General features: G+C 55.7%; 20 protein-coding genes. 2 read left to right on the forward strand and 18 right to left on the reverse strand.

Annotated elements, in window-relative coordinates:
• Positions 1–48 precede the first annotated feature (48 nt).
• Complete coding sequence (locus DWY05_RS02350) at positions 49–1,560, reverse strand: IMP dehydrogenase (RefSeq protein ID WP_006234046.1); 1,512 nt, start codon at positions 1,558–1,560, stop codon at positions 49–51.
• 193 nt (positions 1,561–1,753) lie between these two features.
• Between DWY05_RS02350 and DWY05_RS02355 the strand changes: the two genes are divergently transcribed.
• Positions 1,754–2,101, forward strand: a complete 348-nt coding sequence (locus tag DWY05_RS02355) for a winged helix-turn-helix domain-containing protein (protein ID WP_117820285.1) — start codon at positions 1,754–1,756, stop codon at positions 2,099–2,101.
• A 135-nt stretch (positions 2,102–2,236) separates the two neighbouring features.
• On the opposite strand, the gene DWY05_RS02360 is transcribed toward DWY05_RS02355, so the two are convergent.
• From DWY05_RS02360 to DWY05_RS02425, 14 genes are all read right to left on the reverse strand, one after another.
• Positions 2,237–3,229, reverse strand: a complete 993-nt coding sequence (locus DWY05_RS02360; protein WP_117820286.1) for a PLP-dependent transferase — start codon at positions 3,227–3,229, stop codon at positions 2,237–2,239.
• Positions 3,230–3,262: 33 nt separating this feature from the next.
• Complete coding sequence (locus tag DWY05_RS02365) at positions 3,263–3,928, reverse strand: DUF4956 domain-containing protein (protein WP_117820287.1); 666 nt, start codon at positions 3,926–3,928, stop codon at positions 3,263–3,265.
• Positions 3,929–3,931: 3 nt separating this feature from the next.
• Positions 3,932–4,723 (reverse strand): polyphosphate polymerase domain-containing protein, encoded by a 792-nt coding sequence (locus tag DWY05_RS02370; RefSeq protein WP_117820288.1) that lies wholly within the window; start codon positions 4,721–4,723, stop codon positions 3,932–3,934.
• Positions 4,710–6,479 (reverse strand): CotH kinase family protein, encoded by a 1,770-nt coding sequence (locus DWY05_RS02375; RefSeq protein ID WP_117820289.1) that lies wholly within the window; start codon positions 6,477–6,479, stop codon positions 4,710–4,712. The genes DWY05_RS02370 and DWY05_RS02375 overlap by 14 nt, the downstream gene beginning before the upstream one ends.
• Positions 6,469–8,013 (reverse strand): exopolysaccharide Pel transporter PelG, encoded by a 1,545-nt coding sequence (gene pelG, locus DWY05_RS02380; RefSeq protein ID WP_117820290.1) that lies wholly within the window; start codon positions 8,011–8,013, stop codon positions 6,469–6,471. The genes DWY05_RS02375 and pelG overlap by 11 nt, the downstream gene beginning before the upstream one ends.
• Before the next feature lie 3 nt (positions 8,014–8,016).
• Entirely contained in the window at positions 8,017–9,444 is a 1,428-nt protein-coding gene (gene pelF, locus DWY05_RS02385) for a GT4 family glycosyltransferase PelF (RefSeq protein WP_117820291.1), read from the reverse strand.
• Complete coding sequence (locus DWY05_RS02390) at positions 9,441–11,321, reverse strand: DUF2194 domain-containing protein (RefSeq protein WP_117820292.1); 1,881 nt, start codon at positions 11,319–11,321, stop codon at positions 9,441–9,443. The genes pelF and DWY05_RS02390 overlap by 4 nt, the downstream gene beginning before the upstream one ends.
• Positions 11,318–12,223: a hypothetical protein gene (locus DWY05_RS02395; protein WP_117837205.1), complete on the reverse strand. Its 906-nt coding sequence runs from the start codon at positions 12,221–12,223 to the stop codon at positions 11,318–11,320. The genes DWY05_RS02390 and DWY05_RS02395 overlap by 4 nt, the downstream gene beginning before the upstream one ends.
• Positions 12,220–14,358: a DUF4118 domain-containing protein gene (locus tag DWY05_RS02400; RefSeq protein WP_117820294.1), complete on the reverse strand. Its 2,139-nt coding sequence runs from the start codon at positions 14,356–14,358 to the stop codon at positions 12,220–12,222. Before DWY05_RS02400 ends, DWY05_RS02395 begins: the two co-directional genes overlap by 4 nt.
• A 287-nt stretch (positions 14,359–14,645) precedes the next feature.
• Positions 14,646–15,230 carry a hypothetical protein gene (locus tag DWY05_RS02405; protein ID WP_117820295.1) on the reverse strand — a complete coding sequence of 195 codons (585 nt, stop codon included), beginning with the start codon at positions 15,228–15,230 and terminating at the stop codon, positions 14,646–14,648.
• Positions 15,223–16,434, reverse strand: a complete 1,212-nt coding sequence (locus DWY05_RS02410) for an ATP/GTP-binding protein (RefSeq protein WP_117820296.1) — start codon at positions 16,432–16,434, stop codon at positions 15,223–15,225. The genes DWY05_RS02405 and DWY05_RS02410 overlap by 8 nt, the downstream gene beginning before the upstream one ends.
• A gap of 237 nt (positions 16,435–16,671) precedes the next feature.
• Entirely contained in the window at positions 16,672–18,003 is a 1,332-nt protein-coding gene (locus tag DWY05_RS02415; protein WP_147335189.1) for a hypothetical protein, read from the reverse strand.
• Positions 18,004–18,123: 120 nt separating this feature from the next.
• Complete coding sequence (locus DWY05_RS02420) at positions 18,124–19,203, reverse strand: AbiH family protein (protein WP_117820298.1); 1,080 nt, start codon at positions 19,201–19,203, stop codon at positions 18,124–18,126.
• A 179-nt stretch (positions 19,204–19,382) separates the two neighbouring features.
• Complete coding sequence (locus DWY05_RS02425; RefSeq protein WP_304650824.1) at positions 19,383–20,144, reverse strand: UDP-N-acetylglucosamine 2-epimerase; 762 nt, start codon at positions 20,142–20,144, stop codon at positions 19,383–19,385.
• 474 nt (positions 20,145–20,618) lie between these two features.
• On the opposite strand from DWY05_RS02425, the gene DWY05_RS02430 reads away from it, so the two are divergent.
• Complete coding sequence (locus tag DWY05_RS02430; RefSeq protein ID WP_117820299.1) at positions 20,619–21,404, forward strand: hypothetical protein; 786 nt, start codon at positions 20,619–20,621, stop codon at positions 21,402–21,404.
• A 276-nt stretch (positions 21,405–21,680) separates the two neighbouring features.
• On the opposite strand, the gene DWY05_RS02435 is transcribed toward DWY05_RS02430, so the two are convergent.
• The 3 genes from DWY05_RS02435 to DWY05_RS02445 form a co-directional block, all read right to left on the reverse strand.
• Positions 21,681–22,385, reverse strand: a complete 705-nt coding sequence (locus tag DWY05_RS02435; RefSeq protein WP_117820300.1) for a hypothetical protein — start codon at positions 22,383–22,385, stop codon at positions 21,681–21,683.
• Between the two features lie 74 nt (positions 22,386–22,459).
• Entirely contained in the window at positions 22,460–22,795 is a 336-nt protein-coding gene (locus tag DWY05_RS02440; RefSeq protein WP_117774269.1) for a hypothetical protein, read from the reverse strand.
• A gap of 92 nt (positions 22,796–22,887) precedes the next feature.
• Positions 22,888–26,544 (reverse strand): hypothetical protein, encoded by a 3,657-nt coding sequence (locus tag DWY05_RS02445; RefSeq protein ID WP_117820301.1) that lies wholly within the window; start codon positions 26,542–26,544, stop codon positions 22,888–22,890.
• Positions 26,545–26,867: the final 323 nt, after the last annotated feature.

Consider the following 26,867-nt stretch of genomic DNA (forward strand, 5'->3'; position numbering starts at 1 on the left):
ATCTAAATAACGTGGTTGGGAATCAACCTTTGATATGCAGCTCTTACCTTATCGATAGGAAACGCTCTGCTGAGAATCCTTCACGACTACGTCGTGGGCGCCGCCTTCGACGATGGAGGTGGAGCTGACCAGTGTCAGGCGTGCCTTTTCCTGGAGCTCGGGGATCGAGAGGGCACCGCAGTTGCACATCGTGGACTTGACCTTGTAGAGCGTGCCGCCCACGCCGTCCTTGAGGGAACCGGCGTAGGGAACGTAGGAGTCGACACCCTCGACGAAGCTGAGCTTCGCGGCGCCGCCCAGGTCGTAGCGCTGCCAGTTGCGGGCACGCGCGGAACCCTCGCCCCAGTACTCCTTCATGTACTGGCCGTTCACATTGACGCGCTCGGTCGGGCTCTCATCGAAGCGAGCGAAGTAGCGGCCCAGCATCATAAAGTCGGCACCCATGGCAAGGGCGAGCGTCATGTGGTAGTCGTAGACGATACCGCCGTCGGAGCACACGGGCACGTAGACGCCGGTCTCCTCGTAGTACTCGTCGCGAGCGCGGCAGACGTCGATCAGCGCGGTGGCCTGGCCACGGCCGATACCCTTGGTCTCACGGGTAATGCAGATGGAACCGCCGCCGATACCGACCTTGATGAAGTCGGCACCGCAGTCTGCCAGGAAGCGGAAGCCCTCGGCATCGACGACGTTACCGGCACCGACCTTGACGTCCTCGCCATAGTTGGCGCGGATCCACTCGATGGTGCGCTTCTGCCACTCGCTGAAGCCCTCGGAGGAGTCGATGCACAGGACATCGGCGCCGGCCTCGATGAGCAGCGGCACGCGCTCGGCATAATCGCGGGTGTTGATACCGGCGCCGACCATGTAGCGCTTGTCGTTATCGAGCAGCTCGTTGGGGTTGGTCTTGTGGCTGTCGTAGTCCTTGCGGAAGACGATGCCCATGAGGTGATCGTTATCGTCGACGATGGGCAGAGCGTTGAGCTTGTTGTCCCAGATGACGTCGTTGGCAACCTTGAGGCTGATGTTCTTGTCGCCCACGATGAGCTGCTCACGCGGGGTCATGAACTCGGAGACCTTCGTCTGGTGGTCATCGCGACTGGGACGATAGTCACGGCTGGTGACGATGCCCAGGAGCTTGCCCTTGGGAGTGCCGTCGTCGGTAACCGGCATGGTGGAGTGGCCGGTCTTCTCCTTGAGCTCGATGACCTGCTCCATGGTCATGTCGGGGGTCAGCGTGGAATCGGACTGAACGAAGCCGGCCTTGTGATCCTTGACGGCCTTGACCATAGCGGCCTCGGACTCGGCGCTCTGGGAACCGTAAATGAAGGACAGGCCACCCTCGGTAGCGAGCGCGACACCCATGTCGACGCCCGAGACGGACTGCATGATGGCGGAAACCATGGGGATGTTCAGGGTGATTGCCGGCTTCTCACCGCGCTTAAAGCGGGTCAGCGGCGTCTTAAGAGAGACGTTGTTGGGGATGCACTGCGAGGACGAGTAACCAGGGACCAGCAGATACTCCGAAAACGTGTGGGACTCACCGGGAAAGAACGTAGCCATGTTTCTCCTTTTTTCATGCGACCGGTCGGCTGCAGGCCTCGTAGGACCCAGCCCAACCTTGGGCGCCCAATACTGGGCAAGTATCTTAACGCACTTTGACTGCTACAATGCATGATTTAAGAAGAGCACACGAGGGTTTGACGCAGGCTTTGCGTTTGCCCAGCAAACACTTTAGCGGGGAGACGCGGAGCACATGGAGTACAAGACGACGGCAAAGTTGGTCATTCAAGCGTGCGACAAAGATCTGCCGGGCGTGTTCGGCCACGGCTGCGTCTTGCTGCTGCAGGGTATCGCCCGCGAGCACTCGCTCAACCGGGCCGCCAAAAGCATGGGCATGGCGTATTCCAAGGCTTGGCGCATCGTGAACGAGGCCGAAGGTCAACTGGGCTGCAAGCTCATTGAGCGCGACGGCGCCCGCGGATCCACGCTCACGCCGGCCGGCGAGCGAGCCATAGCAGTCTACGAGGAGCTGCAGGCCAACATCAACAACGTCATTGCCACCAAAGCAAACGACCTCATCGCCAGCATCAATGCAGAGTAGCTAATTTGGGACCGGGCTTTTTTAGCTACGCAACCCCTTCCTATTAAGTTGCGGTGAAATAGGGACTGTTTATGCGGTTAAAGCCGTAAATCAATCCCTATTTCACCGCAACTTATGGAGTCGAGGATGATTTAGCTAGCTGCGAAGGGCGTTGTCTAGGGTGGCCGCTACAACCAGGGGGTTGTCGGTGCCGGCGTAGAGGCGGATGGTGCTCCCCTGCTTGCCGCGTGGGGCCGAAAGGCGCGTCGTTGCGCCGCCGGCCGGCGATGTACGGAACTCCCCCGGTAAAGCATCGAACAGCTCCCCTGTGCTACGCTCGATAAGATCAAATTCAACTGCCGGACCAAAGCCGTGCTCGAGGATTCCCGTTGCAACCGCATGATCGGGATGCGAGCTCAGCCCGGGATAGCGCACGTTGCGCACCATCTCGTTGGCGGCCAGATACTCGGCCAGCGCACGGGCGCGGTCGAAGTGTGCCTGCATGCGGGCATCGAGCGAGTCCAGCCCGCGCTTCAGCACACCGGCCTCGTCAGCAGTCAAATCAAGCTTGGCCAAGCCACGGCCCTCAAGCAGGGCATGCGCGCACTCAGCCGCGGCATCCACACGATGGCGCTTGAGCTGCGAGCGCGCCACCGAAGCGGCAACGAGTTTGCACGGAGCCTCGCCTGCGCACACGCGGTCGAGCGCCTCGAGCGACAGGACGGCACCCAAACGCAGCGGATCGCAGCCAAAGACGCCAGCCACCGTGTTATCCACCACAAACAGCGCGTGGGCCTCACGAGCCGCCCGGCCCAGAGCGCGCAGATCGGGCACACGCAGACCAAAGCCGCCGATGGAGTTGACGAACCACCACAGGTGCGGCCCCTCAGCATCAAACGAAGCATCAAAGCCCTCGGACGCAGCAGCGAACGCTGCAGCCGACGGCTCCCCCGCGAGTACAACGTCGCGGCCATCAAAGCCGTGCGCAAACGCACCGGCAAAATCGTCGGCATACGCAACCAGGCGATCGCCAGGACGCACAATCCCCAGCAGAGACAGCGCCGCCGGCACATGCGAGGCCGCAACAAGACGCGCCTCACGCGCACCAGCCCTTACGGCCCAGGTCTCTTCAAGCTGCTGCACGTCCATGCGACACCGTCCCTTAAATAAAACTGAACCAAACTAGCCGTGGTATTCGCCGTTGTACTGGATGAGCGTCAGGTCCTCAACGCCGTCGAGCGCGCGAATCGCATCGGCATAGGGCATATCCACACCGTCCGAGAACACCTCCACGGCCATCTCGACCTTGTCGCCGCACATGGTCTTAGACTTGACGGTGAACTTGGTGCGCCCAAATGCGCGCACGATATCGTCGCCGGTGGTCTGGCCCGTGTAGTGGATGACCATCATGTACACGCGTGCCTTATCCTGGTGGCTCGCAAAGCCGGCGATCATCACCACGATCACCACAGCCGTGAGCCCCACGAGCGCGTACATGCCGGCGCCTGCCGTAATGCCCGTGGTAATGGCCCAAAACAGATACAGCAGGTCGAGCGGATCCTTGACCGCCGTACGGTAGCGGACGATAGACAGAGCACCGACCATACCGAGCGAGATGACCACGTTGGTCGAGATCGCGAGCGTCACCATGCACGTGAGCACGCACATGCCTACGAGCGTCACGGCAAAGCTACGCGAATACACCACGCCGGTAAAAAAGCGCTTGTACACGTAATAGATCAGGATGCCCATGGCGAGCGCCACGAGCAGCGAAAGGCCAATCTTGGCAGGGTCGACCTGGCCAAACGCCTCCAAGACGGAGTTCTTAAAAAAGTCCCTGGTGCTCATGGTCTAAATATCCCCTCGGTTCTCAAAATTCGATTCCCAGTAATTAAATCCGCGCAGGTAGGCGGTCTTTTCGTAACACAGGCAGTACTTGGAGACCGCCGTAAGCTCGGCCGCTCCCGGCGGCACCATATCACGCACCAGCTGCGGGCAAAACTCGGTAAACTTGACCTCCATCACCAGCTTGCCGGGCTCCAGGACCGGCAGCGCGGGCAGCGTCGCGTCAAAGATATCGAAGCTTCCCACCGCGGCACGCACGTTCATGTCAAACGTGATGCGCACGGTGCCCTCGTCCATCACCCACGGCTCGCGCTCGTAATCCACGATGGTCCGCGGGCGCATCATGTTGCAGATGCACTCGATGTAGAACTCGCGACAGAGCGGATAGGGGCTCCTCAGCAAAAAGCCGTAGTCGCCAGCCAGAATCTGCTCAAACTCGCCACGTGTGAGCGGCGCGTCCTCCTTATAGATCCAGCTACCGTACTTCTTTTTGCGCTCGAGCTTAATCACCTTGTCGCTGCCGTTATAGATGCGCACGCGATACTTTTTGCGCATGAGAATGCCGGCGTCTTTTTCCTCGTAGGCCGAGTTGCAGTAGTCGTCAAAGTACAGGCTGCGAATGGTGTAACCGCCCGAGCGCGCATGCTTGTCCAGCTTAAACACCGGCGCCATGCGACAGGCAAGCGCGGCGTGCTCGCCCTCGTTAATGAGATATTTGAGCTCGTGGCGGTAACGCTCCTGCGTGGCACGTGCAGGCGGGGCCGACAAGCGCTCAAGCAGCGCGCTAGCCCTCCTCATACGTGTCCTCCACGACCTTACCGCCGTCTTGCACGTAAAAACACTTTATGCCGTAGTGCTTGCCGTCGTCGGTCACATAGTAATCAAACGCATCTTGCGTATAACCGTCGGAGTTGGTGGCACGCACGCGCACAAAATACTGGCCGGCATCGGGCGCATCGCAGGTCACCTCGGGAAGCAGCACGTCCTCGGCCTTAAAGACCACGTCGCTTATGGCATAGTCGCGCGCAAGCTCTACGGTGTAGCGAATGTCGCGCGCCTTAAAGTCGTAGGACGCATCCCAGTTAATGCGCAGCTTACCGTTATCGATCTGCGGCACGCCGATGTAGAACGGCATGGGCTTTTTAAAACTCTCGCGAAAGCTCTTGTAGTTCTCCTCGATCTCGGAGGGAATCGCCGCGGCGATCTGCTCGTATTGGTCCTTGGTGACAGGCAGATTGTCGATATCGGGCGAAGCAAAGACCAGGGATTCAGTCACCTCGCGGTAGTGCTTGATCATCTTGGTCAGGCGAGTCTCGGTCAAATACGAGCGCAAGTCCTTGACGGCACGGTCGAGTTCGCTGCGGAACGACTTGCTGCGCAACGCGCGGTTAAACAGCACGTTACCCCAGTAGTTGCTTGCGCCGCGCTCCCAGCTCGCGTAGTCCGAAAACCCGGTAAGAGAAAGCTCCAGCTTACGCAGCATGCCGTCGTTATCCCAATCCAGGATATACCAGACCTTGGAGTTAAGCGGGCTGTACAGATAGCAGTTACGGTTCTGCGTATCGCAGTTGCCCGTCAGGATCTGAAACGCCAACCAATAGACCAGGTTCTCGGTATCAAAGTAGGTGTCGAGCACGTCATCGATCTTTTGCGATTCGTCGTTGAGCGCATCGAGCATCTCGATGAGCTTGGTGTGGTCCGTATCGCCCTTAATCTCGAGCATGCCTTCAAAGCTTGCCTGGTTGTAGTCGGGATCATCGGCAAGCTTAATGGTGTCCTCGTAGCGATGGAAATCAAAGCTGTTCACCTTATACAGGTGCCCGCTCTTATCCAGGCCATGTGCCTTAAGCGCCGTCTTGTTGAGCTGCTCCACCTGCGTAAACAGGCCGTAGTCCTCAAAGGTATCGTTGGACTTTTCGGTCTGGTCGCACACCCACAGATGCACAAACTGCGAACGCAGGCCCATCATCTGGGGAATCCCGCGGATAAGATCGTAGGCCATCTTGTTGCGAAAACGCATACCCTCGCCCATGTGCTTGTTGAGCGCAATCGCACGCTGCTGGCGCCAGGTACCTTTTCCTTTTTTGAGCTCCACCTTGTAATTCTTTTGCGTGTAGGAGCTCGACGTCTGGCCACGCACCTGCACGGTAGCATTGGGCGCTTCCTCGCCATAGCCAACCTCGCCGGCCTCCGGGCCGTCTTCGTCGCCCGCCTGCAAAAGGCCCATAACCTGATAGCGCGCCACGCCCATGTCGGCATAGTCATACACCGAGTACGTGTTGATCTCGGCCCAGCTGTGGTCGGTGTTCTCGGAGCTGTTGCCGCGTGAGACCGTCAGGTACATGGTCACAATGCCCGAGTCGTCGTAAACCTCGTACAGCTCGTCCTTATCGCGCAGGTGCTTGGACTGGTCGGAGGCCTCGGCCTTTTTTATCTTGCCCTGCTTTTTGACCTTTTTGGTCGAGGAGTCTTCCTGCACCGAGCAGCCCGAAAGCAACAGCGCACCGGCAGCCGCCTCAAACAGGCGACGGCGAGACATCATCCTATCGGTCATCAGAACCTCCCCAATGCTTGCGATACACGTGAACTACTGCGCGCTCAAACGCGCCATGTGACTCACCCTTATGGCGACCTTCCTCATAGCGCTGCTCGGCACGGTCGAGCAAGCGGCCCAGCTGTGTAAACCAGCCCGTCTTGTCGGTCGCCACAATGGGCTGCTGGCTCAGGATACGATAAGGCAAGTTGGCGGTATAGGTATCGAGCCGCAGCAGCGCCACGATAAAAAACACCGCCGCACCCAACAAAAAGCCAAAGCCGTAAAACTGCTGCGGCAAAAGCAACGACACGGCAGTCGCCAGCCCGGCCACACCGGCAAACAGTCCCGAGGCCAGCACGGCCCCCTTGTAGTCGGTAAAGTACAGCAAGATCAGCAGGATCGTGTTGCCCACGGCATACAGGCCGTAGCCCACGCACAGCGTGCGAAAATACCCGTGCATCAGGTTGTTAAAGCCCAACGGTAGGGCCGACAGCACCGTGGTCTCGAGCGAGATGACCGCCGCCGTCACAAACAGCTGCTTGAGCGCACAAAACCGCAGTTCTCGGTTGAGCGTGGCAAGCATTTCCTCCTCGGCCACCACAATGTCGCCCACCACGCCGCCGTCGTTGAACAGGCTGTAGTAGTCGCGGTAGCGCGGATAAAAGTTGACCTCGACCGAGACCACAAAGTTGACGGACGTGACCAGGATCGTCAAAAACGCGATGAGCGCCGGCACATCGTAGTAGGGCGCACCATAAAACAAGCCCTTGACCTGCACGCCAATGGGACCGGCCCAAATTATCACCAAGTGCGCAAAGAGGCCCAGGTTGGTAAACAAGCCCGTGAGCGCCAACGGCATAAACTGATCGAGCCACCGTAAAAAAAGCCAGGGGCTGCGGTCGCCCTGCGGAAAATACCGGTACAGCAGCACAACGTCCCAGGCGAGCATGACGCCGTAGCCCAGAGCAATTGACGCCAACAGGCCCTCGACCGGCGGCAGCCCCAGCGCCAGCGCGGCCAGGGCGCACAGGCACGCCACGCCAATGGCAGCCGCAAAGCTGCATAGGATACCGCGGTAATCCTTGATGGCCGTGAGGTAACTCATGCCGTTCCAGTTGACGATCATAATGTTGAACAGCCACAGGCATAGCAGCCCCTGCAGCAGCGTGGCGCCCGAGAACAGCAAAAAGACGCCGTAGAGCACCGTGCCCGCAACGAGCATGACAGCATTGGAGCCCCAAAACGAGGGAAGAATCTCGTCCTCGCGCTCGGCAAACAACATATCAGCCAAAAAACGCGTGACCGACATGGAGAAAAAGCTCGTGAGCGTAAGCGAGGCCAGCAGTGTGTAGGTCACCATGCACACCAGCAGATCCTGGTTGGCACGGCCCACACCCCACAGACCGCACAGCACCAAGATACCCACCTGGAGTAGCACGCCCAACAGCATGGGACCAGTGCACACAATGCCGGCGTAGCCGTAAGCGCGCATCGTGGCAAACAGGCCCTTGCGCCTAAACAGGCGCTTGAGCTCAAAACCAATTCCGGCCACCGGCTACTCCCCCTCTCTGGGCAGGTCAAACGCTTGCGCCGTCTCGTCGTACAGCGCGCGATAGTTGGCGAGCATCTGCTCGTGCAAGAAGTACGTGGCAACGCGACGCTGGCCGCGCTCCCCCATCTCAATGCGACGAGCGCGGCTTGTGCACATGCGTTCCATGGCATCGGCCAAGCCCTTGCGATACATAGGCGGCGTCACAAAACCCGCCACGCCAAAATCGTCGCCCGGGGCGCCTTCGAGAAGCTCGCGACAGCAGCCCACCTCAGTCGTCACGCAGGGACGGCGCGCTGCAAGCGATTCCAGCACGCTGAGCGGCTGGCCCTCGGAGATGCTCGTCAAAATGGTAAAGTCGAGCTTTTCCATGTACTCGACCACGTTGACGCGGCCGGTAAAGATCAGGTCGCGCACGCCCAGGGTTTCGACCAGCGCGTGACACTCGGCGCCGTACTCCTCGTCGTCCACGCCGCCCATGATGTGCAGGCGCACCTTGGGCAGGCGCTCGTGCAGCTCAAAGAAGGCATAAATCATGGTCTTGACATCCTTGATGGGCGCCAGACGCACCACCGCGCCAATGTCCGCCCAGCCGTCATCGGTCTTTAAGGGAATATCCTTAAAGCGGTCGAACTGGATGCCGTTGGGGATGACCAGGCATTTGTCCGCATCGCAGCCCATATCAATCTGCGTCTTGCGGGCGTTATGGAACAAACTCGTCACGCGGAAGGCGCGGCGGTAGATCTCCTCCGAAAGCAGGTAGAAAAAGCGAATCCAGCGGTCCTTAAACGACGGCACCACCCAATCGGCGCGAATGATCTCTTCCTCGCGCTCGCGGGTATAGATGCCATGCTCGGTCAGCAGCACCGGCGCATGGTGAACGCTTGAGCCCAGGCAGGCGAGCAGGCCACCGTAGCCGGTCGAGATGGCATGGTACACATCGGCCACCGGCACCTCGCTGCCCAACAGGTAGAGCACGGGCAGCAACATGGAGCGCATGGTGTGAAATGCATCGGCAAAGGGCGTGTAGGGATACTCGGCCAGGCACACGTCGCGAAAGATATCCATAAACGTGCGGCTCTGCAAAAACGAGAGCGGATGCACGCGACGGCGGTGGAAGATATCGAATAACACGTCCCAGTCCGGATTGGAGAGCGACACCAGACGGCGTAGCGCATCGCGCTCACGGTCGTTAAAACTGGCTTCATGTTGCTCGCCCGAAAGCCGCAGGGCATCGTCCAGGAACACCTCGTGCACCTCTACCACGTTGCCGGGCAGCTCGTAGACAAACTTGCCGCGGTCGGCAGCATGCGCGCCGATCACCCACAGCACAAACTCGTGCTCGGGCATGGCCTGGATATAGCCGTGCATCCAGGTAGATACGCCGCCGTGCACATAGGGGTAGCAACCCTCGAGCACCAAGCAGATTCTCATTTGTCGCCGCCCTCCTTGCGCTCAATCGTCACGGTCTTGTCCGTGGCCTTGAGCAGATACAGATTGCCCGTAAGGTGCGTCAGTTCGCCACCCGTCACCGCACCCGGCTCGCCATTATTAGCGCGGAACATGAGCCACGCCTCGTCGTGGAAATTGCCCAGGCTGAGCGTCCAGGCATCCGCGCTGGTATCCACGCTCACCGTAACCGACGAAAAGCGCTGGATGGCACCGGAGCACTCCGACGCCGTCTGGTGCCGCAGGTCGGGCGCGGATTTGGTAAGCCACTCCAGGTAGTCGACCAGGCCGCCCTTGTAGACCTCCCAGCCCTCCTTGGCTCCGCGATCGGGGTCCAAAAGGTCGTCCGGGTGCATAAAGTGCGTGCTCACATAGTGCATGTTGAGCTCGGACACGGCTGCCAGGCGCATATAGGAATCGTCGACCATGCCGCCCGAAACAATACGTGGCTGCTCCACAATGCCATCGCTCGCCACGCCAAACTCCTGCACGTACGGCAGGTCGGTGCCATCCTCAAAATACGTACTGGCAATGGTCTTAATTCGCGGAACATCGGTACCGATAAGCTTGCGCGCGCGGGCCGAAAGGATATTTGACGGCGGCACGTAAACCGAGCCATGAGCATTGGGCAGGACCTCGTCCTGAACCGCGATAAGTTCGTTGAGCGAAGCGACGAGCGTCTCTTTGTTCTTCCAGGTCTTGTAGGCGTACAACGTACCATAGTCGGTGTCCCAGAGCGCAAGCGGCTGATGGTTGTAGCCGTGAAAGCCCAGCTCTCCGCCCATCTGCAGCAGCATGCCGCCAAAATATCGAAACTGCGTGGTATCGGGTTGGCGCGCGGGCTCGGTCTGGTTGACCGCGTCCTCGTAGTTTTCGATCATCACGCCGGTATAGCGAATGCCATATTTTTGCGCGAGCTTTTGCAGATCGCGCCACCAGACCTTGGTGTAAAAATCGGCAATGGAAAGGCCGTAGTCACGCTTGATATAAGTACCATCGCCCGAGGGCACGGGGCTAGGAAAGTCGTCCAAAAAGAACACGGCGCTGTTGATGACCGGATAGGCCGTGGTATCACCCAGCAGACTGATCGCCGCGGCGTAAAAGCCACGCATGACCTTGTCATAGATACCGATATTGCACACCACGGTGTGACCACTGCCGCAATCGTTAGACCAAATGAGCGGCGTGCCAGTGTCACCGGTCTTTGCCCATACGTGGGCCGTTTCGCGCAATGAAACCGAGAGCGAAGAATCGAAGGGATCCGAGAGCTCGTAGCGCTCTCCCCCGCCCAGCATAAAGTCTTCGCTCGGCACAATGCTTTCGGCTTTTACATAGTCATATCCGGCCGATTCAATGCCAAGCTTGGAGGCAATCACTTGCAGATAGCTCGAGTTATCCGGAGGCATGGCAAGCATAAGCGAACCGCCGGCACTCACCCAACTCATAATGTCGCTCAGGTGCGTACCGAGCCCATCGAGCGACGGCATGAGCAAAATCACGCGATCGAAGGAGGTCAGCGAGGGAATGGCATCCGCACCATCCAGGGCAAGGTCCACGTCGCGGTGCGCGATCTTCATGTCGAGCAGGATCTGGTCGAACTGTTCCTTTACGTCCTCGACGCCAGCTTGATCGGAATCGGTAATGACCAGGCACGTGGGCTTTTGGCCAAAGATTGCCGAGGAGGCCGGCACCGCGTCGTTGGCGGCGAGCATGCCCAGCTTGTGCTGTCCAGCGCTGTACTGCACGCCGGCGCGTTCGATCAGCAGCACGGCGGCCATGACGATAAAAACAGCCCACACTACGAGCAGCCCCATCCAACGAAAGCGGTCTGCACGGTCGCGGATATGTTGCACCACGCTCATCTGGTCTCCTCCCCGTCGCGCCAAAACGCCAACTGTTCGCGGTTGGCGGCACTCAAATACACATGCTGATTGTCGATCGCATCGATCACACGGTGGACCTCGTCACCGTCGCGGCGCATCACGGCCAGGCGCAGGCAAAGCATCCAAACCTCCTGCTCCTCGGGCACGTCGAGCACCAGCTGGTCGGTCACGGTCTGCGCCTCGTCGATCTGTCCGACATCGGCCAGCGCCGTCGCGTATCGAATGCGCAGCTTAAGGGTATCCTCGCGTTCGCAGCGACGCGCAAGCAGGCGCGCGTACTGTTGGCGCTGAATCTGAGCCACGTGCCCCTCAGCCAAGCCCGAGCCCAAGTATTCACCAAGATAATCGCAGTATTCGTTGAGGTTTTGCGCGCTCGGGTCCGTCTTAAAGGCACGCTCCAGCTGCTGCAGTTTAAGGTCAGACTCCTTGGAGATCTGCGCCACCGCCGTCGCGGCATAGTGCGCCACCTCAACGTCGTCGTTAAGCTTAGCCGCCTGCAGCTGCGCCAGGTACGCGTCGGGCTCCTCGGTGAGCATGGAAAGCATTAGGCGGCGCCGGTATGCCGGGTCGTTGACGATGAGCGCCTCCTCGAGCGGAACTACGCCTGCATCGTCCTCACCACTCGGTACCGACATACTACGATGCGGGTCATCGTTGAAGCGCAGCGACTCCAGCGCAGACCCTTTCAGCCCCTCGCCAAACACCGCGCTGCGGACCGATAGCAGAACCACCAGCAACGGGCCCCACAGCGGCACCAGCACTATCACAGCCAGCATGTGCCCGCGCACCGGCAGCAGGCCCAGCTTCATGAGCGTCCACAGCATCAGGCAAACCAGCGCATGAATCAGCAGCAAGACGGCAGCAACGACAAGCGAGATCAAGCGGCGCCCCCCTCACCGTCACCGGTGTAAGAGATGTGCTGCAGCAGCTCCACGATGCCCTCGCCGTCGACGGGCTCCACCGCAATCTGCTTTGCGCTCAGGCGCTCGCGGATAATGGGAAGATCGCACGCCTTTGCCTGGCGCATAAGCAGGTAGAGCACGTTGCCGTCGACCAAGCCCGCCGCGTCGCTCTCGCGGATTGCCGACCCAATTGCGCCCACCAGCTCGCCGACAGGCTCCATGCCCGGTACCACGCGCAGGAGCAAAAAACTCCCCATCTTGCTATCTGCCAGCGCCTGCTCCGCCGCAAGCTCTTGGCCAAAGGCCGCCTGCTTGAGCACGCAAGTGCCGTCAACGCAGCGTTTATCCTGCGCCACCGCCTCATAGTCAAAGGCACGGCCCAGCGCGCTTTCGACCAGCCCGCACAAGATACGGAACAGATTTTGATAATAGAGGGTCATTTGGTTTTCGGCCGCACTACGCACAAAGATCAACACGGCGGGTGCCCCGTCGCGCTCGATCGTGTATCCAAACATGGGAAGCCCCGGCGTCAGCTCGCGGTTCACCCACAGGTTCGAACGACCCCCGTCGCCCAAAAGAGGTGCAAGCTGCTCGAGCGTGAGCGAGCGTGCGGCATCTTCGGCAATCGCGGGACTTGCTGCCACCAGGCGTGCAAATGCCCCGCCCGAAACATGGTAGATCGCCACCGAATCGTTCTCGAGGATCTCGCCCAGAAGCTCGCAGCACTTGCGATAGATGTCGCGTGGGTTAAGCACGTCGAGCTCCTGCGTCACGGCAAAGATCTTGCCAAAGCTGTCGTGGCGACCCACGATCTGACGCCTGTACGCGCGCTTGTCCTCGATCGCGTCGTGGTAGAGCTGCGTAAGGAACGTATTGCGGTTGCGCACGAGCTCGTTTTGATCGCGCTCCGCCCTAATGGCTTCGCTGTTGCGCAGCTGCACATAGCCACACACGGCACCCACAACAAAGTACGCAATAAACGGTAGCCAGTTAGACGGCTCGTAGAACAGGCCCTGGAAGGTATAGCCGTACTGAGTAAAGTAACTCGCGGCCAAACCCACCGACGCCAGCAGCGCCGCAACCAGGCCAAAGTCCAAGCCATACAGCGTGCCGATCAGCACCACGTAGAGCAGGCGATAATCGAGCACGTTGAGCTGGGCAGATTGGGAGAACAGATGCTCCAGCACCTCGAACAGAACCCAGGCAACGCCCGTCTCCAGGCATTTGATGGGCAGCGAGCGCATCTGGATGCGGTCGATGGCGGCGCGCAAGGGGTTGACCTTCTTTGCGCGGCCAGCATCCCAACGCGCTTGAATGGTCGAGAGATCGCGCAGCAAGTCGTAGCGCTGAAACCAGCCATAGCGCACTCGAGCGACGTCGCTGACGGGCAGGGCGTAGCCGGCGGAATCGCCATAGGCAACGGCAAGACCGGGGAACAGCGCCTTGAGGGCGTCGCCCACTTCACCCGCCGTGTGATGGAAGGCATCGGCAACGTCGAGCGTCTCAAAGGAGGCATCCCAGCTATCAAAGATGCGGCGAATCAGCACCGCGAGTTCCTCGGCGCACAGCAGGGGAAACGCCGCATCCTCCGCGCCCTGCAGAGCAACCGAGCCGGTCGAGCACGCATCGAACAGCGGCACCAAAAACGGGTCCTCCATCGCGGCAGACGCGGTATACAGGAACGGCACGCGCAGGATCTTGGCCTGAACGCCCTCGCGAGCAGCGTAGTAGCGGCACAGGTCGTTAGCTGCGTGCGCGATAATACCCTTGCCCGTTCGCCCCGCGGCATCGGCGGCACCCTCGGCACCTGCGGGACCTGCTATATACAACAGTTGGATCCGGCGACCCATGCACGCGCGAAAGACTGAACGCAGCAGCTCGATATCGCCCACGCTATCGATATGCGGGGTAAGGTAATTAGAAAGATAGACCACGCGGTCGAACTCATAGGCCTGATCCAGGTGTTGCAGAAGCTCTTTCCACGAGGCATGGGGCGACGCCTCATCGCGGCGCGCTTCCGCGGCAGCGACGACCTGGACATGGTCCCCGGGGAACGCCTTGGCACAAAAGTCATCGTCAACATATGCGGTGTTGCCAACAACCAGCACCTCCATGGCGTTCTCCTCCCCTAAAATCCACTTCGTTCATAGTCAAACATGCGTATTTTACGCTGTCAACGCGAGTTGAAACGCCTTTAAGGCTGTTTTAGAACTTTTTTAGAGGATGAGGGGACATTAAGAGTGCTAAATGAGCGCTCAATCCGGAAGTATGCGGCAAATTCTTGACATGCCGACCATACTGGATAACGGCAACGCTTCTACCTGCGGTTTCTTTACATGAAAAGGGCGATGTGTTCGAGGGTTCCGAAATTTGCCGCATACTTCCGTCGGGCATTCAGCTGCTATTTCAACAAGTCAACCAGTAAAAACTCTCCGCTCTTACGCTTACTCGTCTCCGCATGGGCCTTAATTGCTTTTACAAGTTTTTCGCCGTTGCCCCAATATTCCTCAAGAAAATCTTTCTCTTTAATTTTGCCTAGCCCAAGACGCTGTTTGCAGAATTCATTAGGCTTAAGTTGCCTGTCCCTTCTGGTCGCAATTCCCCAATCCCGATAGGCACCCTCGGCGTGAATCACAAGCATCTCGATCTCCGGTCGCGTAACAAAACTCAGCACTTTAGTACCGTTCTGCCTGCGCTTTGGAAACTCAAACTTGGGAGCACCGCTATCCACAATCCGTGCGACCGCAAGTCCTTCAGCCCCAGCAGTCTCGTAGTTCATCGAGAAATAGTCGTTTGCAATTTCGGAAGCCTTGCGTTTTCGCGTGTAAGGACGATCAACAATGAGGGCATCTTTGACCACTCGGTCTCTTGGGACGATCAACAAATCGTTGTCATACAGCACCTGAATAACAGCGCCCTCCGCAGTTCCCTCACAGCTAAACAAGACAAAACAACTTGATAGAATGTCTTTTGCCTGATTACCCATTGATGTGCTCGCAAACATACTCGCGCATCGCTTGAACGTCGGGGTACTTAGGCATAGATCCCTTGATTACATTGTTGATAATCACATCGCTCTTTTTGTTCTCAATCCGATTGATACGCTCGGAATACTTGATGAGCTCCGTCTTAAACGAATCGTCGCGCACAAGAACAAAGACATTGTCCTTGCGCCTCAGCACATCAAGAAGCTCCGAGTAATGAGTCGAAAAGAGCAAGGTTGCCCCATGTGGGTTCGTAACAGGAGAAGCAAAAAGCTCAATCACTGTGCCAACAAGTGATCTATTAAGACCCGTTTCAATCTCGTCCACAATCAGATAACCCCCATTTCTGAGAGCAGTTATCGCTTGATTGACCAGCTCAGCGCCCAAGATCGTTCCATTTGACAGAACAGAAGTCGCAATAGCGACATTCATCACTCGCTCCGCTCGCTCACCCTTAAACTTAAGATGGAACACTTGGTTTTCTTTGTTCCAGACAAGATATTCAACACTCGGATCAAAAGCCTGAACAACAGGGGTTGGCAAGCTCGTCAAAGGCAGCGTGCGCTCGGGGGACTCCACCGAGACCACCTTTTTACCCGTGATGACAGACACGATTGACATGTTGTCATCCAGGAAAGTTCGTTGGGCATCGTTAAGAACAAGGTCACCATCATCAGGCCCCTCACGAACCAGAATAGGCTCAGAGACATCCTTCAGACGCTCGATATTCAAAACGACCTTTCTAGAGACGCGTGATGCGGGGCATCTCCAAAGCCATTCGTTCTCAAATGCAAGTGATTCCGCAAAAGAAGTATCCTCCGCAGCTACGCCATCTACTTTGCGAAGCCGAGACTCAATAAGATAGACTGAACCTTTTTCGAAAAATACACAGGCGACATTGACCTGGCGCTCCAAGTTTCCGAGAACATCGGAGCCAGTTGCAAAGCGGCGCATAACAAAGCTGCCAGACATATAACCAAGTACAAAGCGCACAAGGTTGAGAGTCGTTGTCTTACCGGATGCGTTTACGCCAACAACGCCCATTACATTTTGAGAATAGATCGAAGACCCCACCGGTAGCGGGAACACGTCGGCGACATTACCTTCTTCATCGCGAGAAACGCGATCGGAGGCAATAAAATCAAGTTCCAAACGCTTGTCCTTAAACAGCGTGACCCCATCGATTCTTAATTTAAGAAGTTTCACAGCAACCTCCTCTTAGGCAATTCAATTATAAACATTTTTCTTGTTTATAATCCAAGAAACATCATGCCTCCGGATCGTTCAGAGGAAGTCTGAAGAAACAACGTAGCTTGACGAATATAAATATATCCCAAACGGTGACGCATAATTTCTTTTGCTAATTGACCACCGTGCAGCGGAACATGGAGCGTGCCCCGTCATAGAGAGAAGCATCGTTAAATCATCCAGTCTCAAGCGTAATCACAAGTAAGATTTATCAACATAAAAGCTGAAGTGCCAGTTTTTAAGTCGCGTATCAGCATCCCCGCTGTCATCAACAAACTCAGAGAGCATATCCGCACCGTCAGTAATTGGGCGGCGATCGCCCTCGTATTTCATAAAAGGAAAAGCACCATCTCTGGAACCGGCAGCAAACACAAAACCTGATGAATTAATTACCCAACAGACGTATGTATCCTTTCCGCGAGAAAGCAACAACGATCCATTGCAGCCTTTAGGCAAGAAGCAGTTAAACGCCTCATCCAAAGACGAATAGGCACCGGATTCCATCCAACTCCGATTCTCCAAGCTTGCAATTGTCCAAAGAAAGGACTTCATCTCTTCCAGATGTGTCCAGTCAAGCCATATCCCATCTTCATCAAACCCGTTACTCCCCTTACCCGATTCAAACCGTTTAACCTTAGCGTTGGCGTTAGCGGCGACCGTGTCGATCTCGCGCTTAAAAGTACCCAAGTAGCAAGCTTTTTCAGACGGGTTTAAACACTCTAGATACTCATGGGCATTCCATCCGTTGAAATGCCTGATATATCGAAAGTTTGGAAGCAACGCCATTGCAATCTTAATAAACTCCTTTGTAGGCAGGTTCTCTTCCGAAACTTTAATCCGCATGGCCATCGATTCAAGCGAGGCATAATAAGCAAGGGCAAGAACATAAGGCATGATAAATACCGGGTACCAAATTGAAAGAAATAGCGAACTTAATTCAACGCCCCAGTCCATAGAAAACCAAGCATTTGAAAGCAGCAACGTTGTTGCAACACAAACAATGATGCACAAAACAACCCTCATGTTTTCAAACAAGCATAGATTGGATACATCACGTCTGGATGAAAATTGGGCATGGCCAATACCCAGAAACAAAAGGACTACTTGAAGAGCAACTTCAAACGGAATAGGGAAGCAGACCAGATTGATATAGAAAGACGCTAGTGCACCAAAGCGGACCTCAGGCACAATCAATTCGTTTTTAATTGAAGTGACCGATGTTGCCTTAGATGCAATTAACATAGAGGGAAACCCAACAAATACAACCTCAAGAATCGTGTCCAGCAAGATACCCGTATTCCAAAACCCGAATTCAAACGCTCCGTATATCAAAAGCGCAGAGTACGTTACAAGAATGAGCGCAGGAATCAGAATTTTGGGGCTTAGCGCACACTTGACAACATCAGCAAACGATTTAATAACGCTTAACAACTTACCCTTAGTCAGAAGATAAATCGCTATAAGACCCATCAATATAATTGATGCATATTCACGGTTATCCATTTGTCCGATGAGAGTTGCAACCACCCATTGGACTCCACTGAGGATCAATCAAGCCCCTCCTTAGCCATGTTGAATCTAGACTCAAGATCACGCCGGGAATGTTGGTGCAAACGCGCCGACGACCAGCCATGCGTCGCCGAAGCCCTATGGAAGTCTGCGAACCATGAGGCGGCCCTCGAGGAGGAGCTTGTGCATGAGGTTCTTCCCGTGGTCTTTGTTGTCGAAAGACTCGCCGTAGGCAGCCAAGAGCTTCGTCACGTTTTTATGAACTTCCCTGCGAGCCTTTTCGACCATAACCTTCTCGGTCTCACCCTTCTTGCCATGAGGCCTATAGTAGAAGACGAGCCTCGTATCGCCACCGTAGAGGTCCACGGCATCGAAGATCGACTGAAAGTAGGAGTAGTCGGCCTCGGAAAGGGAGTGGCCGAAGAACTTGATGAAGCCCATCGAAGCGCCGTTTGACGACTTCGGCCGAACGACCCTCTGGAAGTCGACGGGGTCCTGCGCGAGCAGCCTGTAGGTCTTGGTGAACGGTATGGCCACGCTGGTGGGCCTGATCCCCTTCGCGTCTATGCCGAAGACGATGCCGTGCTCGTAGTCGCTCGCCCTACCGTGTATGTTGCAGAAGCAGTCGATGCCGAGGGCGTCGGAAAGGCGAACGTTGCTCGACAGGGGCTCGGTGTAGTTGAAGCTGAGGACGGAGGTCGAGGGGGGCACGCCATCTTCGTCAACCAGGTCTATGCAGATGCGCTCCATCCGGGTCGCGGCGGAGTCGAGGTAGCCGGGCGTCCGCTGCACAAGGTCGTTGAGGTAGGTGGCGAAATACGACTCGTAGCGGTTCAGGTCGGCAAGGGACAGCGCGGCGAGCACGCTGCCGTCCAGCTTTCGGTCCCTCAGCCAATTGCTCAGCACATAGGAATAGACGGCATTGGTGCGCGCGGTCTGCGAGGGCTTGACCGAAGGATCGAGGACACATTCCGGGAGCCGGAGCATCTGGGGATCCTTCTGCCCGCTTTTGTACAGCCACCGCCTAATCTGGTGTTCGACGTCGCACCAGCGCCAATTATGCCCCTTCTCCTGCTTGAGAATGAGATCCCAGATAGTGGTGTTCTCCGGATGGGCAACCAAATCGGATTTCGCTCGGTAGTCGTGAAAGTCGGAGAAGCTCGATTTGAGGTCGCAGGAAAGATCGAACCCGTTGCCGATTACGATGAGCTGATACATCAGACACCTCCTCTACGCAAGCATGAAGGCACAGGCCATGCAGTGAGTCTTTTCTTCAACGGTCAAACTAGACGATATAATATCTTTGAGCCACTTGACCATAACGTGTGAGTCTTGCCATAGAGCCTGCATACCCATCGATTCAGCGACCAACGGCGAACCCGTCGTAAAAAGAGACATTAGTATTTCCTCCACACCATGCGGTCAACGATGCCGGTGTAGGACTGGATGATACGGACGACCTTGGGGGCCACGTCGTCCTGGTAGTCCGGCACGGGGATTCCGTGGAGGCCATCCTCCGTGAGCGCAACCGCCGTGCGCACGGCGTTGAGCAGGCCCCGCTCGTCGATGCCCGCGAGCACGAAGCATCCCTTGTCAAGCGCCTCGGGGCGCTCGCTGCTCGTGCGGATGCAGACCGCCGGGAGCGGGCGGCCGACGCTCGCGAAGAAGCTCGACTCCTCGGGGAGGGTACCGGGGTCAGAGACGACGCGGTAAGCGCTGGACTGCAGCTTGTTGTAGTCGTGGAAGCCCATGGGCTCGTGGGTGCGCACCAGGGGATGCGCCTGGAAGCCCGAGGCCTCCAGGCGCTTGCGGGAGCGGGGGTGGCAGCTGTAGAGGATGGACTTTCCGTATTCCTCGGCGAGGGCGTTTATCGCGCCGAAGAGGGACGTGTAGTTCGCTTCGGTGTCAATGTTTTCCTCGCGGTGGGCGGAGAGCAGGAAGTAGCCTCCCGGCTCCAGGCCCTCGCGCTCCAGCACGTCACTCGCATCGATGGCCGCCAGGTTCGTGCGCAGCACCTCCGCCATGGGCGAGCCCGTCACGTAGGTGCGCTCCGTCACGCAGCCCGTCGCGAGCAGGTAGCGCCGCGCGTGATCGCTGTAGGCGAGTTCACGTCGCTGATGACGTCCACGATGCGGCGGCTCGTCTCCTCGGGCAGGCACTCGTCCTTGCAGCGGTTGCCCGCCTCCATGGGTTCCAGTACTCATACGCCCTAGCTGGGCTCCTTGTTCGGAACGTGGTTCCGGAGCGAATTAGCACTCCAATGCCAGAGCGGCTGTGCCGGCCGCCCGTGAGCGATACCGCTCTTTCGAAGAGACATCAAATGGAGCTTGAGCAGCCCTGTCGCCAACAGTGCCCTCAACTGAAAACGCGTGCAACAACCTCGATACCATGTGCTACGGTGTCTATGCGAGCTTAGTTAAGTGCGGCAGCTCGCAAAAACATTTCTACAGTGTTTGAGGAAATGCGCCGCACAGAGAGACATCGCGGCGAAACCGCATCACCGCGCGCCGTTCGGGAAGACGACCTGCAGCTGCCCGCCAGCCCAAGTCGGTAACAGGTCAGAGCCTAATGACAGCCAGGGCCAAATGCGGGCACAGCCACTTCACCAAAGACGAACGGAGACCTGAAATCAGATGATCGACCTGAGAGAGTACTATCTCGATAACATTTCAGAGAACGACTACTACTATCACTTTTTCTCACTTATCGAAGGCGTGAACAGAACTTACAACGTCTTCTACGGGAAGGATGAGACACAGGGATTCGAGTTCCTAGTCCACGACGAGATAGAAGCGATAGAGAAGTTCCGGCAGCTGTGTCAACCAGAAAACGAGCCGAATAGGAAAGAGGACAGGTGCTGGTTCTATGTCGTCGCCTACTATCTGAACGCACACGGCTATATCATCGATCAATTCCCCGACGTACTGCGCAGGCCCCCGAAAGAACCATCCAGTTTTACATACGGGACAATCAGGGACAGAGCCATATCGCTTGGGCTCGACGATGATGGCACGGTACGCTGGGCGACCCGCCGCGCGATGGTTGCCGACATGACCTTCGTGCGCAAGGCGTCCTCGGTGGCAATCGGCGATAATCTGAACAAGAGGATCCAGCTCATCTCCGCAGGCAATTCGCGATTCGAGGAGATGGAGGACAACGAGAAGCTCAGGGAGATCGCGAACCTGATCGAGAACCTGCTGAAAGAGAACGGGAAGTTCATACAACCTGACTACTCGAAGGCGACGCTTGGACTCGTCGACGACAATACGGTGAAGAGCTTCAGATACAAGATCCAGTGTTTCAGGCACTCGAGCAAGGAATCACTGGAAGAGAGAGCAAGGCTAACCGATGGACAAAAAAGGTTCCTGGTCGACTTCGGCGTGACAATCTGCAAGGCAATTTACTCTCTCGTCGAATAGCGCCATTCGCGCCGCCTCTCCCGTTGTCAACGATAGCCGCAGCTCTTGTTTCCATGCGAATTAACAAAACGAAGACGAAATAATCAACCGAAGATGAGGAAAGTCATGTTCGCTTAAAAGCGGCTTAGAATTTCGCCATCATGTGTATTAGCCGATTTAGGCCACGCGTATTGGGCTAATAAACCATTCGACCAATTAAGCTAATTGCTTTGTCACTGGCATGCGAGCAGTTTAATCAAGACGACAAGAGCGCGCTCAGATTGTTGTCTGCAGTAGCTAGCCAAGTATAGATACCATCCTGTTTCCAAATTCGGTCCTACGATAAACCCTTTCTTCTTTCTCAATTTCGTCGGGATCGTCGAAGATGAGCGTCGTATCTACTACGTCCCACTGCTGCCGATGGATATCCTCAATCAGCAATCCCAGCCCGGTTAATCGAAGAAGAACTTCTGCATCTCTGCCTCTGAGCGTCTGAAAAGTTTCCTTTTCTCGAAGCATTTCGTAGTCTCCAGGTAGAAATCTGTCCAAAGTCTCTGCAAACAAACGAAGATCGTCCCAGCTAATTTCTTTATCTAGGTAGGCCTCATAAATCTTTGCTAGTCGCCGCGCTTTGTCCTCCTCAATGTATCTTTCGAGCAGGATAAGCAGGTACTCAATATCGCGCTTCCTATTTGACTCTTCAAAGTATTGTTTGTACTTGTTCCATGAGCCATTTTCAAAAGAGTCGCGGTTGAACTCATCGAGGAAACACGCATACTTCTTCAGCAGATGCGCATTGTGGATATTGTTTCCGATTTTGTTGATGCTCACTAGGCTTGAGATGACGGGGATGTCCTTCAAGAACTCGTTTTGGAGAATTTCGTCCAGGCCAACCTCTGCGATATTCGAAATAAGTTCGAGAGAGTCGCTGCAAATAGTCGGCCTTGCGTCGTCTTGCAAGCGCGATAGACCGGCCTTAGTTGATTCCTCTGCGTTTGCCATAAGATTACCTTTCATAATAATTTGCCAGTTTTGGCATGCGTTTGCAGCGCCGCTTTTCTGAAAGTGGCTCCGATTTAAATGCCATCCCCCGAATAAGCGCTCAGGTTCGATTCAACAAGTGCATTGGTTGAAAAGAGCTTTAGACCCCCTTCGAGGTAAAAGTCGCTTGTGCAGAGCAACCAAATCATCTTGTCGAGCTTGTAGGCAGTGGCCTCGGGGTCCACGCCGCCCTTCCGCGCCGCGCGCGCGGCTTCGAAATAGCAACGAGCCACTTCGACCTCGCTGTCAGTGGTAGCGTAAAACTGAACAGTATTCAGTAGGCCGTTGACACAAACATCGACGAGCGGCTGCTGAACAAGCCCGAGGACCTGTTCAGGGCGATGCAGCTCGAGCTCATGGAGCTGCACCACGGTTCGCCCTCGACCGTCTTCTGCACGCAGTGCAGGTCGAAGGGCTAGGCAGGAGCCCCGAGGCTTTTCCTAATTCTAGGTGTTAAAGTCGATTACTGCCTGCCGTGGAATAGCCTCCACTTTTCGTCTTCGATGTCTCTTTCAATTGATGACTTCACTTTTGACAGCCATTCTCTGTGTTTTAAATATGCAACACCTGCGGGCAGCTGAGCAGCAATCGAGTCAATCGCCTCAATCTCCTTGAGCTTTGCTGGAATAAAGCCTTTTTCAGGGGACCCGCTCATTGAAGATCGACGGAGATCCAAATGGTTGATCGATATCCCGTCTTTATCGAGCGTCAGAATGAGGGTGATAGCCCTAATCCTCGTCTCGTCATTGCAATCGGACAAGGCCCAGCTAATTCTATCGAGGCTATTTGCGTCGGCGATCCTTTCGCGGATGGTATATTCCAAGCGCTCCCAAAAAATATCGCTCGAGAGCGCATTTGCGTCATGAACGGGAAACAAAACGGCTATTTCAAGCCTGCCGAGTGGTTCGCTCAGCGCTTCATCGATCATTGCTTTCAGCAGATTCCAGGCATGATCATCCTGGACGGTCCAAAACGAGCTGATTCTTCGCAGGAGATCGTGCCTTTGTCGGTAGTCGAGGTTGGCAACGTACTCCAAAAAACGGTCAATCATTGAGCTGTCAAGGCGTAAAAGGCAGCGTAGGAAAGCGAGGTTATAGTCGAAAGTAGGATATCCTTCAAGTGCGAGAAAATACAGGTTGACGGCCGGTGAGGGATTGGATTCGAAGTACGAATCTAGAGCGGAGACGCGCTTTTCGTCTCCGCAGTTGCCGAAAAACCGCCAAACCCCATCATTGTGTATATGTTCGGAAAGCCAAGAAGCATATTTGAGGATATAGCCAGGATGCTTTGGCTCGACCATCTCCAAATCTTCCAAGCAGAGATGCGTTCTGCCGTCATCGAGTCTTGCGAGAATTTCGTCGAGCTCCTCCTTGTCGGGCCCGTTCTTTATTGCTAGCAAATCAAGATAGTCAAACAGGGCCGGATGGTCACTCACGTCGATCACCGCGCCCAGCTCGTTTCTAAGGACCTTCCTGCCGATGGTTTCAGCAAGATGATCAAGTGCTTCGTACGGGACAGGGATCGTCGAGGGCGACGAAGCGATATTGCGTGCGATTATGCTTGAGGCAGTATCTGGGGTCCTTTTGGCGATTTCCAGAAGGACTTTTCCGATAGCCCTGCCCGACTCCCACTCTTTATCGGAAATCTCATAATCTTCGGCTAGCTTTCCCAGGGCTTCGGTCAGTCGTTCTAGCGGTAACTCTTCCGCGGATATCCTCGGTTCTTTCTCTACGAGAGACTCGGAGTTCTCCAGACCAAGTGCGTCGAATGCGCTCTGGCGGAACCCATCGAGGCTCAGAGGGGGATTCTGCGCGCATGTTTCGTAAATCTGGTTGATGCTTAAGCTGCATAAGAGATCGATTGTCGAGTCTTCGGTTATATATTTGGGGAATAGCTCTTCAATCCTCGAGAGCACCGAATACATGTTTTCTGCGTACTCCGCTTCAGGTTCTTTGCCATAGAACGAGAAGTGCTGCCGAAAAGTGGATTTAACTTGCCTGCTGAATTCGGTTTCGACCAGAACGGAGAGCGCCCGGAAGCAATGGGCGTGGAGCTCGGCCAGCTCTGATGTGAAATTGAAGGTCAAAGTGTTGTATGTGTACGTTATGCCGTTTTGACAAACGCGCTGGGCCCTTGAAGAGAGGTATGAACTCGTCAAGACGATCAGACATGCTGCAACATTGCGGGAATGCGATTGTTGATATTTTTGAGCGAGGGCATCGAGTTTGCTGTTTTCCAAATCGAATCCCGTACGATCGAGATCGTAAGCGAAAGCGCCGTCCGGCCCGCATGCCCAGTTGTACTCGGCCGCTCGCTCGGTGCCTCTTTCTACACACTTCACGAACAACTCGGAGGCTGTTTGCGAATACTCGCTTGAGTTCATCAGGGATACAGAAATTTGCAGGGGCATAGATCCGTCGGATGTCGAATTCATGCCGAGAATTTCTTCCGATACGTCAGCGCAATCAGCGTTTTCGATGCGGTTTGAGGCAAAGGCGAGCGCCTGTATGGGGAGGAATTGATTGAATGTGACTATGAACTGATCGGCAATTCGCGCATCCCGATTCTTTATTTCATCCCAAGCTTTCTCGCATTCCCTTCGAAGGTAGTCGTACACGCTCGCACTTCCGCACACTTCAGCCATTGACTTGGCGGCTTTGAGATACGGCGCGTTCGGCATTTCTGCGGTATGCAGAATGAAATCCGCAAAACTGCCGTTCCCTTCTTTTGCGAAGTGGCGGCATATCAAGAAGTCGCGAAGATTCTGCTCTTCCATTCTTATGGCTAGCACGCCATCGGCGGAGGTAAGGATCGTGACAATTTCCTGGTCGTTCAATCTGGATGCAAAATCCCGAATCTCGGCGTCGTCGTACCCCAGCCCCAAGAGTTCCTCGTAACAAGGGTCTCCTTCAATAAGATCGCAGCAGTCGTAGATTGCAAGGTTCTCTGCGAGACGCTGCTCCCTGCTGGAGTACCCAGCTAAAGCAGAATTCATATAGATGTTCAAAAGATCGTATGGCTCTTGGATGGCTTCGAAATTGCCGTCTGCTATGGGGCTTGCTGCCATGATAGCCAAGCGCAGGTTTCCGTTTGCGATTGCCGATACTCTCTCCCTCAGTGCTATGTTTTTTATGTTGTATTCGGTCTCGAGTATCGCTTCTATATTTTCCGCGGTTAGAGGCTCCAGCTCTATTTCTCTGAAATTTAGATAACTGCCGATTTTTGCGGTCAACTCGCTTCGGTGCATCTTCCTGCAGGTGAGGACAATCTTTAGCTTTTTGTTTTCCAAACAGATTCCCAGCAAGTGCTCAAGTGACAGGTTGCCGTTTGCATCATCGACTAGAAGGATAATGTTTTCCGACTCCGACAAAATCAGCTCGATATCATCGTCGAGATGCGATGAATACCTAGAGTCCAAGATAAGAAGATCCCATTGATGCCGTTTGCTGAATGAGAGGCATGCGTCGAGGGCGATCTTGGTTTTCCCCGATCCAGACTGCCCCTGAATCACCACTGCCTTGTTTTGCTCTATCGATTCGACGATGACTGAAAACTCGGAATCCCTGTGCATGAGGAGCTTCGACAGGTCGGTTGAGAAACGGTCGTTCAGGCTTCGCTCGATGAAGCGGTCTGGGGCGATGAATGATCCCTTTCCGAGTGGAACGCCCAATACCGTATGCGCTAGCGCAGGGTATTTTCCATCAAGGTCGCTCGCAATTGTCTCTGGCCCGATTATTTCTATCCGTGGATCGATGGCACGGACCTCCTCGAGTACCAAAGGTGAAAGGCGAAAGTATGTGTGGCACAGGATGATTCGATCTATGAGTTGCGGATTGATTCCGGTTTTGCTCCTGTCGAGGCAGTCTTTAGCATCATTTAGCAGCTTATTGCGGATGTCGGATTTAGAGGTTGTGTATGCCGCGAAGAGGTAGTGTCCATTCTCTCCTACGGAGTACATGTCTGGCACTCCGGTCGTGGTTTTATCCGTGCCGCATTGGGATCCTAATTCAATGATGTTGTTAAGCGAATATCTCCTATATAGATACTGATTTGCTAGTGTTTGAAAACGCCCGCCTTCGATCTGCCTTAGCTCTTCTTGGATCTGATTTATTTGGGACATTTTGCTCCTCGCGATAAATTCGCCTTTTGATTTCTCTTTTCTTACTCTAGTCCGCCTACCTCAGCAAGCCTTACAAGCTCGAGGGACGAGTCGACGACGTCCTCGAAGTCAAGCCCCGCCGCATAGGCCCTCGGATAAGGCGAGCGGAGGGCGCGTGACCCCGTCGGAAATGGCCGCCGTTAGGTGCGTGTTCGAGAGCTGCGCGGCGGAGCTGGATGGAGCCTGGGCAAGGCATTAGGGCATCCTCGTCCTTGTCGTAAGACTGCCATTAGAAGATTTCTGCAAATCCTAAGCCACGTTTCAACTTGGCAACAGCTGCGGAT

The sequence above is a fragment of the Collinsella sp. AF23-4AC genome (assembly GCF_003462685.1).
Taxonomy (GTDB): Bacteria; Actinomycetota; Coriobacteriia; order Coriobacteriales; family Coriobacteriaceae; genus Collinsella.